We start from the raw sequence: 12,024 nt of genomic DNA on the forward strand, positions 1-12,024 counted from the left end.
ATCCAATCCGGACCTATCCAACGGAAACATAGTCAGCTTCGGCTCCGATACGCATTGCCGTCCCATGAATATTATACCAGAAATACCCAAATAAATTTCAATAGATAGGACCGAACATGCCTAGAATAATCCACCTCATACAGACCAACAATGCCTACAAAGTAAAAATGACAAACGCCAACATTACCAACTCCACCGCCAACCCCATCACAATCACATTCTCAAACAACACGTCCACCAGCCTGGATTCAGGCAAAACGCTCACAGGGTGCAATTTAAGCCTTCAGTCTGTGACGTACCAGGCAACATATTATTATCCAGATGAAAGCAATTACACGACAAATGCCGGCGCAAATGTTGTAATCACCGGCCCCGCCAATAGGGAACTAACCATGACGATTGACTAGGCGGGCGCCTTATCGCCTCTCCCATAGACGGAAGCCAGCAACGGATGGCGCGGTCCCACACCGGTGCTGGCAGAACGGAATATGTTCACTATATGTTTTAGCGTCGCCCCTCCCACAAGGCGCCGCTCTTTGCACCGTGAACGCGACCCAAGACCGCTGCGCGCTGCGCCTCGCGCCGCTGCGCATGCGTCAGGCTGTAAACTTCACAAATCTCGCGCCGCGCGAAAGCCTAAACTTCCTAAACTTCGCAACCGCGCGAGACCCTAAACTTCCTAAACTTCGCCCGGCCCATTCGCTCCCGAAGCCTTGCAAAACAGGCTCATGGGTCGCCTCCCGCGGACAGCCCTTCAATGCTCGCGGATCGCCTTCACCAGTTCGTCCTTGGTCATCTTCGACCGCCCCTCGATCCCGATCTCCTTCGCCTCGGCATAGAGATCGGCCTTGCTGCGATCCTCCAGCCGCCCGCCGCCCGAATCAAGGCTGCCATTGGCCTGGGCATTGGCGATCCGCGCCGCCTTTTCCTTGGAATTGCCCTCGCTGCGCAGCTTCTCATAGAGGCTGTCATCCTTGATCTGGGAACCATGATCGCGCGCCATGCACCGTCTCCTTTCCCCGCTATCAACAGAGGAAATCGGTAAACGCTCCTTTTCCGTGTGACAGACCGGAGACAAAGCGAGACGAAGCGCCTATATGGCCCGCAACAGTCGCTGATCCCCCCGAGGGCAAATGCTTACCACACACCCGTTCGATGACGACAAGCTGCGCGAAGAGTGCGGCATTTTCGGTGTTTCCAATGGCGAAGGCGCTGCTGCGCTCGTCGCCCTTGGGCTGCACGCGCTGCAGCACCGTGGCCAGGAAGCCGCCGGTATCACCAGTTGGGACGGCCATCAGTTCCACACCCATCGCGCGATGGGTCATGTTGCGGGCAATTTCGACCGCGACGATGTGATCCGCGCCCTCCCCGGCCTCACCGCCTGCGGCCATGTCCGCTATTCGACCACCGGCGAGACGGCGATCCGCAATGTCCAGCCGCTCTATGCAGAGCTGGCTAGCGGCGGCTTTGCCGTGGCGCATAACGGCAATATCTCGAACGCGATGCGGCTGCGGCGTGACCTTGTCCGGCGTGGCGCGATCTTCCAGTCGACCTCGGACACCGAGGTGATCATCCACCTCGTTGCAACCTCGCAATACCGGACGCTGATCGACCGGTTCATCGACGCGCTGAAGCAGGTCGAGGGCGCCTATTCGCTGATCGTGATGACGCCGGAGGGGATGATCGCCTGCCGCGATCCGCTCGGCATCCGCCCGCTGGTGATGGGCAAGCTGGGCGACTCGTTCATCTTCGCCTCGGAAACCGTCGCGCTCGACGTGGTCGGAGCCGATTATGTCCGCGATGTCGAACCGGGCGAACTGGTGATCGTGAAGGCCAATGGCGAGCTTTCGAGCCACAAGCCGTTCGCACCGCAGGCGGCCCGCCCCTGCATCTTCGAATATGTCTATTTCTCGCGCCCTGATTCGATCAGCGACGGTCGCTCGGTCTATTCGGTGCGCAAGGCGATCGGCGCGCAGCTGGCGATCGAATCCCCGGTCGAGGCCGATCTCGTCGTGCCAGTGCCCGATTCGGGCGTGCCGGCGGCGATCGGCTATGCCCAGCAGTCGGGCATTCCGTTCGAGCTGGGCATCATCCGCTCGCACTATGTCGGCCGCACCTTCATCCAGCCGGGCGACAAGGTCCGCCACCTCGGCGTGAAGCTGAAGCACAATGCCAATCGCGACCTGATCGCCGGCAAGCGCATCGTGCTGATCGACGATTCGATCGTGCGTGGCACCACGAGCCTGAAGATCGTGCAGATGATGCACGAGGCGGGCGCCAAGGAGGTGCATATGCGCATCGCCTCCCCGCCAACGCGACACAGCTGCTTCTACGGCGTCGACACGCCGGAGCGCGCGAAGCTACTCGCAGCCAAGATGGACGTGGGCGGGATGACCGATTTCATCCACGCCGACAGTCTGGCCTTTGTATCCATCGACGGCCTGTACAAGGCTCTTGGCGAGGCGCAGCGTGCGGACATCCATCCGAAATATTGCGACGCCTGCTTTACCGGCGACTATCCGACGACACTCACCGACCAGGACGAGCTGGCGCCGCCGCCTGACCAGCTTGCCCTTCTGGCCGAAAAGGTCGGCTGAGCCTTTCACGACTGCAATTACGGAGACTGCATGACGGAGCGCCCGCTTTCCGGCCAGACTGCCCTTGTCACCGGCGCCAGCCGCGGCATCGGCGCGGCGACCGCCGCCGCCCTGGGCGCGGCGGGCGCGCATGTCATCCTCACCGCCCGCACTGCAGGCGGGCTGGAGGAAGTCGAAGAGGCGATCTTCGAAGCCGGCGGCAGCGCGACGATCGCGCCGCTGGACCTCGCCGAGAATGACGCCATAGCCCGACTGGCCGGGGCGATCGGCGAGCGCTGGCCGGCGCTCGACATGCTGGTGCTCAACGCCGCATCGCTGGGTACGTTGAGCGCCGTTAGCGCGATCGACTTTCAGGAATTCGCCAAGGTGCTGACGCTCAACGTCACGGCGCAAGCGGCATTGCTCGCGGCCTTCGATCCGCTGCTCCGGCACGCACCGGCGGCACGGGTGCTGGGGGTCAGTTCCAGCGTGGCGCGGACACCGCGCGCCTATTGGGGCGTCTATGGTGCGTCCAAGGCCGCGTTCGAAAATCTGGTGCTGACCTATGGCGAGGAAGTCGAGAATATCAGCCGCGTCTGCGTCGGCATTCTCGATCCCGGCGCCACCCGCACCAAGATGCGCGCCCGCGCCTTTCCTGGCGAAGACCCTGCCAGCGTGAAGGCCCCGGAAGTCGTCGCCGCACGGATAACCGCGCTGATGGCCGAAGGCTTCGCCCCCGGCCATTTCGAACGGGTCGGCTGAGTTATTTCGCCGCGGCTGCCGCGAGCAACCGGTCAAGAAACTCTTCCCGCGCCTTGCCCAGTTCCGGGTCGGTCGCCTTCGGCCAGGCGCTGGAAATGGCGATCACGGTGCGGGTCTTCGGGTCCACCCGGATCGCCTGCCCGAAAATGCCGACAGCCCCGAACCGCCCCTGCGGGTAGGTCCACCATTGAAAGCCATAGCCATAGCCGGGCCGTCCGATTTCGGCCTGCGCGCGGGTAGCCTCGGCGAACCAACCATCGGGCACCACGCCCTTGCCGCCGGCCAGCGCGAACATCCCCATTCGCGCATAGTCGCGCAGGCTGACGGACAGGCAGCAGCCGCTTACCTCGTGCCCCGCCGGATCGACCATCCAGAACGCATCCCGCTCCATGCCCCATGGCTGCCACACCTTTTCGCTGAGATAGGTCGCGAGCGGCTTGCCGGTCGCGCGCTGCACCAGCACGCCGATCAGATTGGTCTCACCGGTCTTGTACACCCATTTCGTACCCGGCGGGCTCTCTCGCGGCAGGTTCTTCATGTACCAGACGGCCGGATCCTGTCCCGCCGGGACCGGCTCCAGAAACATCCGCGCCACGTCGGACTTGGGATCGGTATAATCCTCGTTCCAGCGCACGCCCGAAGTCATGGTGAGCAGCTGGCGGATCGTCACCCCGTCATAGCCGCTGCCGGCCAGATCGGGGATGTATTTGGTCACCGGCTCCTCGACGGACTTGATATAGCCGTCGCGGATCGCTGCGCCGACCAGCGTCGAGGTGAAGGACTTGGCGACCGAAAAACTCGTCCAGCGCCCGTCGGCGGAATAGCCGCGGGCATAGCGCTCCAGACGAATCTTGCCGTCCTGCACCACGATCAGCCCCGCGACATTGTTCGCCGCGATATAAGAATCGACCTCTGCCGCCGGCACCGGCAACGGCTTGCCCGCCGGTAACGGGCGGACTGCACCACCAGCCTTCACGACATGTCCCGGGAACAGCTTTTCCATGTGCGGGAAGTTGGCGTCGCGCTGGGCCTGGCTCCAGAACAGCACCTCGGCGCCGATCTTGCGTAGTCCCCCCGTGTCATTCGCGGCCAGCGGCACGTCAGGTGAAACAACAGCCTGCGCAGCCGCAGGGGGGCTCGCAAGCAAGGCGAGCGCAAGGCACCAGAATTTCGACATCACTTCCCCTCTTTGACCAGCGTCATTTGTATGACGTCTATGCCGCCACCGCGAAATCCGCCTTCGCAGTACATCAGATAATAGCGCCAAAGGCGAAGGAAACGTTCATCGAATTGGGAGGGCAGCAGCCCGGCAGCAGCCGCGGCGTCGAACCGTTCGCGCCACAGCCGCAGCGTTTCGGCATAATCCAGGCCGAAATGGACCTGGTCCTGCCAGCGCAGCCCCTCGCGCGCCGTCAGCGCGCGGAACTCGCTTTCGCGCAGCAACATGCCGCCCGGGAAGATATAGGTCTGGATGAAGTCGACATTGCTCGCATAGCCGTCGAACAGCGCATCGTCGAAGGTGATGATCTGAAGCGCGGCCCGGCCGCCCGGTTTCAGCGCGCGGGCGATGGCGGCGGCATAGGCGGGCCAATATTCGCGCCCCACCGCCTCGGCCATCTCTATGCTGGCGACCGCATCATAGGTGCCGGTCACGTCGCGATAGTCTGTGAGCGAGAACGCCGCCCCATCCATGCCTGCGGTACGCCGCTCTGCCCAGGCCTTTTGTTCGGTCGAAAGCGTTATGCCGTGCACCCGCCGCCCGCCGCGCAGAGCGATTTCGGCGAAGGAGCCCCAGCCGCAACCGATCTCGAGAATGGTGTCGCCCGGCCCGGTCGCTGTCCGGTCTAGGATCGCCTGCAACTTGTTCGCCTGCGCCGCCTCCAGCGTCTCGGCCGGGTCGCGAAACAGGGCACTGGAATAGCTCATCGAGGGATCGAGCCAGGGTGCGTAGAAGTCGTTCCCCAGATCATAGTGGAAGGCGATGTTCTTGCGCGATCCGCTGCGATGGTTGCGCCGCATCCAGTGCAGCAGCCGCTTCGCCGCAAGCGCCAGCCCCCGCGAACGCGCTTGCGCCGCCAGCCCGGCACGGTTGCGACCGAACAGCGCGAAAAGCTGCACCGGATCGGGGCTGGCCCACTCGCCTTTCTCCCACGCCTCGTACCAGCCGGCCGAGCCGCCCGTCGCCAGCCGCACCAACGCGCGCCAGCTCTGCAGATCGACCACTGCGGCATGCCCCGGCGCCCGCCCGCCGAGCAGGCGGGTGCTGCCATCCGGGGTCCGCACTTCCAGCTGCCCTTCGGCGATCCCTCGGTCCAGCCCATCGAGCTGGCGATGAAAGAAGCCGCCGAACAGGCCGAGCAGGCCCTTGCCGGCGGGGTAGGCGACTCGTGCGCCATCCTGGGCGGGAGCGTTCATACCCCGGCTAAATGCACGCAATCCCGGATCGGGCAACCCCTCAGGCCAGCACGCGCCCGGCAGCCAGCGCCCGCTCGCGGCCTTCGCGGTGGCCGATCCGCTTGGGCGGATAGCCAGACGGGCGGCACCCGGCCGCCTCCGGATCGTGGATCGCCGCATCGGGCAGATGCGCGAGTTCCGGCACCCAGCGGCGTATATAGCCGGCGGCGTCGAACTTCTCGGACTGCACCAGCGGCGCCATCACCCGGCTCCACTGGCTCGCATCGACACCGGTGCCGGACACCCACTGCCAGTTGACGGCATTGTTGCCATAATCGGCATCGACCAGCGTGTCCCAGAACCAGCGCTCCCCTTCGCGCCAGTCGATCAGCAGGTGCTTCACCAGAAAGCTCGCCGCGATCATCCGCACCCGATTGTGCATCCAGCCGCTCGCCCAGAGCTGACGCATCCCGGCGTCGACAATCGGGTAGCCGGTCTCTCCCCGCTGCCAGGCGCGCAGATCGTCCCTCGCCTCCGGTCCACCCCGCCACGCCATACCGTCCCAGGCATCGCGGCCGTTGCGGGTGCCATAATCGGGGAACTGGCAGATCAGGTTCTGGGCGAAATCGCGCCAGCCCAACTCGCGCAGAAATTCCTCCACCTGCCCGCCGGCTCCCGCGACGCCATGCCACACCTGCGCCGGCGACAGCTCGCCGAAATGGAGGTGCGGCGACAGGCGCGAACTTCCGTCGATCGACGGAAGGTTGCGCGTGTCGTCATAGCGCGCGGCCTGGCGGCGAAAGGCGTCGAGCCGGGCCTGCGCCCCCTCTTCCCCGGGCTCCCATTCCGCGCGCAGGCCGCCCGCCCAGTCGGGCGAACGGGGCAGCAGCCCCCAATCCTCCAGCGCATCGCTCTTCGGCCAGTGCGCGGGCGGTGGGATGATGCGCGGCGCGGGGGCCGGTGCCGCCGGTGGCAAGGAACCGCGCAACGCCTTCCAGAAGGGGGTGAAGACCCGGTAGGGCGTCCCGCTGCCCGATCGCACACTGCCCGGCGGCATCAGGTAATTGCCGTCATGGGCGACCAGATCCAGCCGCTTCGCCACGGCCCGCTCGGCATTGCGCCACCAGGGCTCGTAATGGCGGAGGCAATGCACGCGGGTCGCCCCCGTTTCCTCCGCCAGCGCGGCAAGTGCGACATCCGAAGACCCCCGCCGCAGCACCAGCCGTGAGCCCTTTTCGCGCAGCCGGTCGTCCAGCGCCTCCAGACTGTGGTGCAGCCACCAGCGCGAAGCGGCGCCCATTGCCCGGTGCTTCGCCGTTTCGTCGTCGAGAACATAGACCGGGATCACCGGCCCTTCCGCCGCTGCCGCGATCAGGGCCTGCTGGTCGGCCAGGCGCAAATCGCGACGAAACCAGAGCAGGACGGGTGCAGCCATGCGATCAGAAACGCATCGGCGACCCACGCCGCCACCTGTACGCTGGGACAGGTCAGGCGGGCGATGAAAAGCGCGCCGCCTCGCGCCCCAGCGCCAGAATCGAGGTGAGGTGGCGGCGCGATACTTCCATCGCATCTTCGCCATAGCCGCCGCCCAGCGCACTGGCGAAGGGAATGCCCCGGCTGCGCAGCGTGCGGGCGATCCAGCGGTCACGCGCCTCCAGCCCCTCCCCGCTCAGCGCCAGCCGCCCCAGCCGGTCGCCGCCGAACGGATCGACGCCAGCCTGATATAGCACCAGATCGGGTGCGAATTGGTCGAGCAACGGCACCAGACTTTCCTCCAGCGCGGCGAGATATGCCGCATCGCCCGTGCCGTCCGGCAGGCCGACGTCCAGCGTCGAGCGCGCCTTGCGGACCGGGAAGTTCTTCTCGGCATGGATCGAATAGGTCGCGATCTCCGGCCAGCCGGCGGTGAGCGCTGCCGTCCCATCCCCCTGATGCACATCGCAATCGACGATCAGCACGCGCGATACATCGCCTTCCTCCACCAGTCGCACTGCCGTGATCGCCAGATCGTTGAACACGCAATAGCCGGCGCCGGTATCGGCCAGCGCATGGTGGCTGCCGCCCGCGCTGTTCGCCGCATAGCCATGCCGTAGCGCCAGTTGCGCCGCCAGCCAGGTGCCGCCGGGCACATAGCTGGCCCGCAGCGCCACTTCCGGCGTCACCGGAAAACCGATCCGCCGCGTCTTTTCCGGCGGCACCCGCGCCTCGACCACTTCGGCGACATAATCGGGGTCGTGCACCGCCTCGATCCAGTGCCGGGGCATCGGATCGGGTTCGTGCCAGACGAGGGCGTCCGCCTGTTCGCGGAGCAGGTCGCGGACCAGGCCGTTCTTGTTCCACTGATAGGTGCTGCGCGCGGGCGCCGGGGCGACATAGCTGGGGTGGTGGACGACGGGGATCACGTCCCCAAGCTAGGGCGGTCCACGTCCGCGATAAAGCTGCCCCTGCGGCCGCACTCTTCCGCCGCCCCGCGAAGCCGGATAGAGGAGCGGCCATGACCGACATCGCTTCACTTCCCTATCGCCCCTGTGCCGGCGTGATGCTGCTCAACCGCCACGGCCGCGTGTTTGTCGGCCAGCGGCTCGATTCGGTGGTCGAGGCCTGGCAGATGCCGCAGGGTGGGATCGATCCGGGCGAAGACCCGCTGGAAGCCGCCTTTCGCGAGCTGTGGGAAGAAACCGGCGTGGTGCGCGATCTGGTGGAACTGGTCGCGGAGGCACCCGACGAACTATTCTACGACCTGCCCGACGATCTGATCGGCAAGATCTGGAAGGGCAAATGGCGCGGCCAGCGGCAGCGCTGGTTCCTGTTCCGCTTTCTGGGCGAGGACGAGCAGGTCAACATCGTCACCGCCGAACCCGAATTCCGCGCCTGGCGCTGGGCCGAGCCGGCGGAACTCCCCGAGCTGATCGTGCCCTTCAAGCGCGCGCTCTACCAGCAGCTCCTCGACATTTTCGCGCCCCACCTGCCGTAACAAGGGCGATACGGGCTGGAGCCTGCGGACCTGATCCGGCCCATATCACACCGGCGACGATCAGCGCCTATCTGGTAAACTTCGCCAAGACCGGGGATCCCAATGGCGGCGGCCTGCCGGCATGGCCGCGCTTCACCGCAGCGGGCGACGAGATCCTCGACTTCTCTGCTGACGGCAAGGCGGTGGCGTCGCGCGACCCCTGTGGAGCGGAGATCGACGATCTCCAGGCGCGGACCAAGGCGGCGCTCGCTTCGGGCAAGTAAACAGCCTTACCACTCCACTGCGCACGATGCTCGACGACCCTGCTGCCCGCGGTGCTCGCCAAGCATTTGCCGGACATGGTCAAAAACCCCGCAGATCGACATGGCCCGCGGGCAGACGCTGGTCGGCATCCAGGCCTATTTCCCGGCGCCGAGGCCTTTGGCCGCAAGCGGCTTGGACATGCGCACCGGCCACCCGGCCGAAAGGGTGCGGGCTTCATCGCTCAAGCGAGGTTCTCACGCCTGGGCGCCACCCTCGTGGCGCAGCAACAGGTTAAACCCAAGCCGAGCAGAAGCAACCCGAGCACGGGAACCGCGGTATGCGAAGGCGACAACGCCTCCAGCTGAGTGGCTGATCGCCAGCTCGTTCGAGGAAAACGACTTCCTCGTTTCGGCGATTGGCCCGGGACGAACGATCACCGGCATGGACGGGGCGCGGCGCGGGAAATATCAGGCACCAACGCCGAGGAGTTTATGCGATGGCCAACACCCAATCCCCATCGAGCCAAACTTGGGCCGAGTCCCGCGGGGCCCAATGGCGCGATCAGCTCGACCCGATGGAGGCGATGCTGTCACCGGTCGATGCCCCGCTGATCGCCGCGCTGAACCTCTCCGGTCGCTTGCGGATCGCGGAAATCGGCGCCGGCGGCGGCCCCACGACGCGCGCGATTGCAGCTGCCGCGCCAGCGTGCACGATCGAGGGGTTCGACATCTCGCCTGCGCTGATCGCGGCTGCCAAGGCTCGCGTAGGGAGGCTCGCAGGCTTCACCCTTGCCAATGTCGCTGATTTCCGCCCGGCAGAACGATTTGATCGCCTTGCCTCGCGCTTCGGGGTGATGTTTTTCGAAGATCCGGAAGCTGCCTTCGCCAATTTGCACCAATGGCTACGCCCCGGCGGGTCGTTGGCCTTCGCGGTCTGGGGGCCGGGCAAGGATGTTGCTTTCATGGCCAGCGTACGAGAGGCAGTGGGCGCGGTGATCGATCTGCCGCAGCCCGATCCCGATGCGCCCGGGCCCTGTCGATATGGCGATCCATCCCGCCTGCTCGGGTTGCTACAAGCAGCTGGGTTCCGCAATGGCGCGGCCCGGACCTGGCGCGGCGATCTGCAAATCGGCGGGGGTATGGCGCCAGACGCGGCAGCCGAATTCCTGCTCGCAGCCTCGTCGGCAGCCGCGCCGCTGGCCGACGCCGGCGCCTCCGAACAGGCCAGGGCACGCGCGCGACTGGCGGCAATCTGCGCCGCGAATGTGCGCGATGGCACGGTCTGGATGCCGGCGCGTGTGGAGATCATCACCGCCACTGCATGACACGCACACGCCTCTTTGCGCAGACGCGAGCGGATTTTGCTGGACAAGTACGCGTAGTTACGCCCAGCCTGCGGCACCTTTTCGATGCCCTCCAGAAGCTCGAACGCGACAAGAAGTATCTGCCGTTGCACGTTGCGCGGCTTGCAGCGGCAATATTCTCGATTTTTGTGGTGACGACCGCGTCGTCTGCCACGCGATAATGCGGCGCCCTTAGCGCTGTAACTTGGTCGCGAGAATGACCGATGAAGTTGTCCGCTCGACGCCTTCCAAAGCGCCGATGGCATCGAGCAGGTCGTTCAACTGGCCTACGGACTGGGCCTCCAGCATCGCGATCAGGTCATATTCACCCGAGATCGCGTGGAGTGCCGCCACCGGCGGCATCGTTGCCAGCTTGTCCTGCGTCGCTTGCGTAGCCTTGGGATAGACCTTGATCATCACATGGGCGCGGATCAGGCTGCGGTCATAGCTGTCGCCCAGCCGAACGGTATAGCCGGCGATGGTACCCTGACGCTCGAGGCGTTCGATGCTGCTGTACACCGCAGTGCGCGATACCCCGAGCAGATGGGCTAGTTCGGAAACGTTGCGGCGCGCATCGTCGCGCAGCAGCGCCAGCAACTGCTGGTCGAACTCCTCTGCCCGCGCCGTCATCCCGGCTTCGGCGCGTCGATGAGCCTGCCCGCGACGACCCGGGCGACGCCCGTGAACGCCGGGCGGGTAACCCGCAAGGTGTTGAGATCGATCCGCCCCTCCGGGCCGATGCCGGTGATCCGTACCCCGCTCCAGTCCAGCGGCGTCCCCGGGCTGAGCGACGCCGGGCCTTCCGGCTGCACCAGCCAGGCATGACCGCCCGGCGGAGTGTGCAGCCGCGCCGTCCCGTCCGCCTCGACACACAGGGCCGCGCCCTCGTCGATGCCGAGGCCGATCGCCTGCGGATCCGTCTGCCTGGCCTTGGCGACGAAGGCGATCAGCCGCCCCAGCCGGTCGCGCACCGTGAAATGGGTGTCGGTAACGATATGCGCCATGCGCGGCAGATGCAGGAAGCCGGTGACCAGTGTCACCGCAGGCCCGGCCGGATCGGCGAGCGCCACAGGGCTTTCGATGCTGCCGCCATCCATTGCACCATAGGCGGTGCCGCCCAGAATTGCGAGCCCGGCGCTGGTCCCGCCGAGCGGGCGCCCCGAGCGGACATGCGCGTCGAGCGCGTCGGCCACGGGACTGTCCTTCCAGTAGCGGACATAATTGGCCTGGTCGCCGCCGGCCAGGAAGATACCGTCGGCTTCGCGCAGAATGGCCAAGACGCGCGGATCGCTCGACGCGCTGCGGTCATGGAAGACGATGGTCTCGACCGAGGCCACGCCGCCGACCTGGTGGTAGATCTCTTCGCCCGCCTGGCCCTCTCCCGACGCGCGCAGCACGACGATATGGCCATGTCCGGCATGCGCGGCGAACCAGCGAAACGCGGAATAGTCCCAGTCGCCGCCGCCCACCAGCATCAGCGCCGGCGCGGTGGGCGCCGGGCGCTTAGCCTGCGTGTCGCCGACGACATAATAGCTATAGGCAGGCCCGGGACGCGAAAGCGCGCGCTCCCCGAGCGTGAGCAGCGAGAGCAGCGCCAAGGCACAGGCGACCAGTGGCTTCCTTGCCATCACCCTGTGCAAATCGTGCCCCACAAGCCATCATATTGCATTTTTGTTATTCCACTTTGACGATTTCCAGTATCAATATGTCACATTCTCTCGGGGGGGTCGAGT

11 protein-coding genes are annotated in these 12,024 nt (G+C 65.6%); 4 read left to right on the forward strand and 7 right to left on the reverse strand.

The window, feature by feature from the left end:
* Positions 1–754: 754 nt before the first annotated feature.
* Complete coding sequence (locus ACT53K_RS07875) at positions 755–1,003, reverse strand: DUF7218 family protein (RefSeq protein WP_476228050.1); 249 nt, start codon at positions 1,001–1,003, stop codon at positions 755–757.
* 130 nt (positions 1,004–1,133) lie between these two features.
* On the opposite strand from ACT53K_RS07875, the gene purF reads away from it, so the two are divergent.
* Both purF and ACT53K_RS07885 read left to right on the forward strand, forming a co-directional pair.
* Complete coding sequence (gene purF, locus ACT53K_RS07880; protein ID WP_476228051.1) at positions 1,134–2,597, forward strand: amidophosphoribosyltransferase; 1,464 nt, start codon at positions 1,134–1,136, stop codon at positions 2,595–2,597.
* Positions 2,598–2,627: 30 nt separating this feature from the next.
* On the forward strand, positions 2,628–3,338 hold the full coding sequence (locus ACT53K_RS07885; protein WP_476228052.1) for an SDR family NAD(P)-dependent oxidoreductase: 711 nt from the start codon (positions 2,628–2,630) through the stop codon (positions 3,336–3,338).
* 1 nt (position 3,339) lies between these two features.
* Here the strand turns inward: ACT53K_RS07885 and ACT53K_RS07890 are convergent, their stop codons facing one another.
* Genes ACT53K_RS07890 through ACT53K_RS07905 form a run of 4 tightly spaced genes read right to left on the reverse strand, consistent with a single transcriptional unit; the run spans position 3,340 to position 8,134 of the window.
* The gene (locus tag ACT53K_RS07890) at positions 3,340–4,515 is read right to left on the reverse strand and encodes a serine hydrolase domain-containing protein (RefSeq protein ID WP_476228053.1); all 1,176 of its coding nucleotides are present in this window, start codon (positions 4,513–4,515) and stop codon (positions 3,340–3,342) included.
* Positions 4,515–5,753 (reverse strand): class I SAM-dependent methyltransferase, encoded by a 1,239-nt coding sequence (locus ACT53K_RS07895; RefSeq protein ID WP_476228054.1) that lies wholly within the window; start codon positions 5,751–5,753, stop codon positions 4,515–4,517. The genes ACT53K_RS07890 and ACT53K_RS07895 overlap by 1 nt, the downstream gene beginning before the upstream one ends.
* 40 nt (positions 5,754–5,793) lie before the next feature.
* Positions 5,794–7,167, reverse strand: a complete 1,374-nt coding sequence (locus tag ACT53K_RS07900; protein WP_476228055.1) for a cryptochrome/photolyase family protein — start codon at positions 7,165–7,167, stop codon at positions 5,794–5,796.
* A 52-nt stretch (positions 7,168–7,219) separates the two neighbouring features.
* A complete protein-coding gene (locus tag ACT53K_RS07905) occupies positions 7,220–8,134 on the reverse strand; it encodes a histone deacetylase family protein (RefSeq protein WP_476228056.1) in 915 nt (304 codons plus the stop codon).
* 92 nt (positions 8,135–8,226) lie between these two features.
* Here ACT53K_RS07905 and ACT53K_RS07910 point away from each other — a divergent pair, with 92 nt between their 5' ends.
* Complete coding sequence (locus ACT53K_RS07910; RefSeq protein WP_476228057.1) at positions 8,227–8,706, forward strand: RNA pyrophosphohydrolase; 480 nt, start codon at positions 8,227–8,229, stop codon at positions 8,704–8,706.
* 739 nt (positions 8,707–9,445) lie between these two features.
* Positions 9,446–10,273, forward strand: coding sequence for a class I SAM-dependent methyltransferase (locus tag ACT53K_RS07915; RefSeq protein WP_476228058.1), 828 nt, complete (start codon positions 9,446–9,448; stop codon positions 10,271–10,273).
* Between the two features lie 210 nt (positions 10,274–10,483).
* On the opposite strand, the gene ACT53K_RS07920 is transcribed toward ACT53K_RS07915, so the two are convergent.
* Both ACT53K_RS07920 and ACT53K_RS07925 read right to left on the reverse strand, forming a co-directional pair.
* Positions 10,484–10,921, reverse strand: a complete 438-nt coding sequence (locus ACT53K_RS07920) for an Lrp/AsnC family transcriptional regulator (protein ID WP_476228059.1) — start codon at positions 10,919–10,921, stop codon at positions 10,484–10,486.
* Positions 10,918–11,919 (reverse strand): cyanophycinase, encoded by a 1,002-nt coding sequence (locus ACT53K_RS07925; RefSeq protein WP_476228060.1) that lies wholly within the window; start codon positions 11,917–11,919, stop codon positions 10,918–10,920. The genes ACT53K_RS07920 and ACT53K_RS07925 overlap by 4 nt, the downstream gene beginning before the upstream one ends.
* Between the last annotated feature and the right edge of the window lie 105 nt (positions 11,920–12,024).

The organism is Sphingomonas sp. DMC8 (genome assembly GCF_056314185.1).

What these genes read in the sequence shown, in the direction of transcription:
- purF (WP_476228051.1), top strand. Translation starts at nt 1,134, where the DNA reads ATGCTTACCACACACCCGTTCGATGACGACAAGCTGCGCGAAGAGTGC.
- ACT53K_RS07875 (WP_476228050.1), bottom strand. Translation starts at nt 1,003, where the DNA reads ATGGCGCGCGATCATGGTTCCCAGATCAAGGATGACAGCCTCTATGAG.
- ACT53K_RS07915 (WP_476228058.1), top strand. Translation starts at nt 9,446, where the DNA reads ATGGCCAACACCCAATCCCCATCGAGCCAAACTTGGGCCGAGTCCCGC.
- ACT53K_RS07890 (WP_476228053.1), bottom strand. Translation starts at nt 4,515, where the DNA reads ATGTCGAAATTCTGGTGCCTTGCGCTCGCCTTGCTTGCGAGCCCCCCT.
- ACT53K_RS07910 (WP_476228057.1), top strand. Translation starts at nt 8,227, where the DNA reads ATGACCGACATCGCTTCACTTCCCTATCGCCCCTGTGCCGGCGTGATG.
- ACT53K_RS07885 (WP_476228052.1), top strand. Translation starts at nt 2,628, where the DNA reads ATGACGGAGCGCCCGCTTTCCGGCCAGACTGCCCTTGTCACCGGCGCC.
- ACT53K_RS07920 (WP_476228059.1), bottom strand. Translation starts at nt 10,921, where the DNA reads ATGACGGCGCGGGCAGAGGAGTTCGACCAGCAGTTGCTGGCGCTGCTG.
- ACT53K_RS07925 (WP_476228060.1), bottom strand. Translation starts at nt 11,919, where the DNA reads ATGGCAAGGAAGCCACTGGTCGCCTGTGCCTTGGCGCTGCTCTCGCTG.
- ACT53K_RS07895 (WP_476228054.1), bottom strand. Translation starts at nt 5,753, where the DNA reads ATGAACGCTCCCGCCCAGGATGGCGCACGAGTCGCCTACCCCGCCGGC.
- ACT53K_RS07900 (WP_476228055.1), bottom strand. Translation starts at nt 7,167, where the DNA reads ATGGCTGCACCCGTCCTGCTCTGGTTTCGTCGCGATTTGCGCCTGGCC.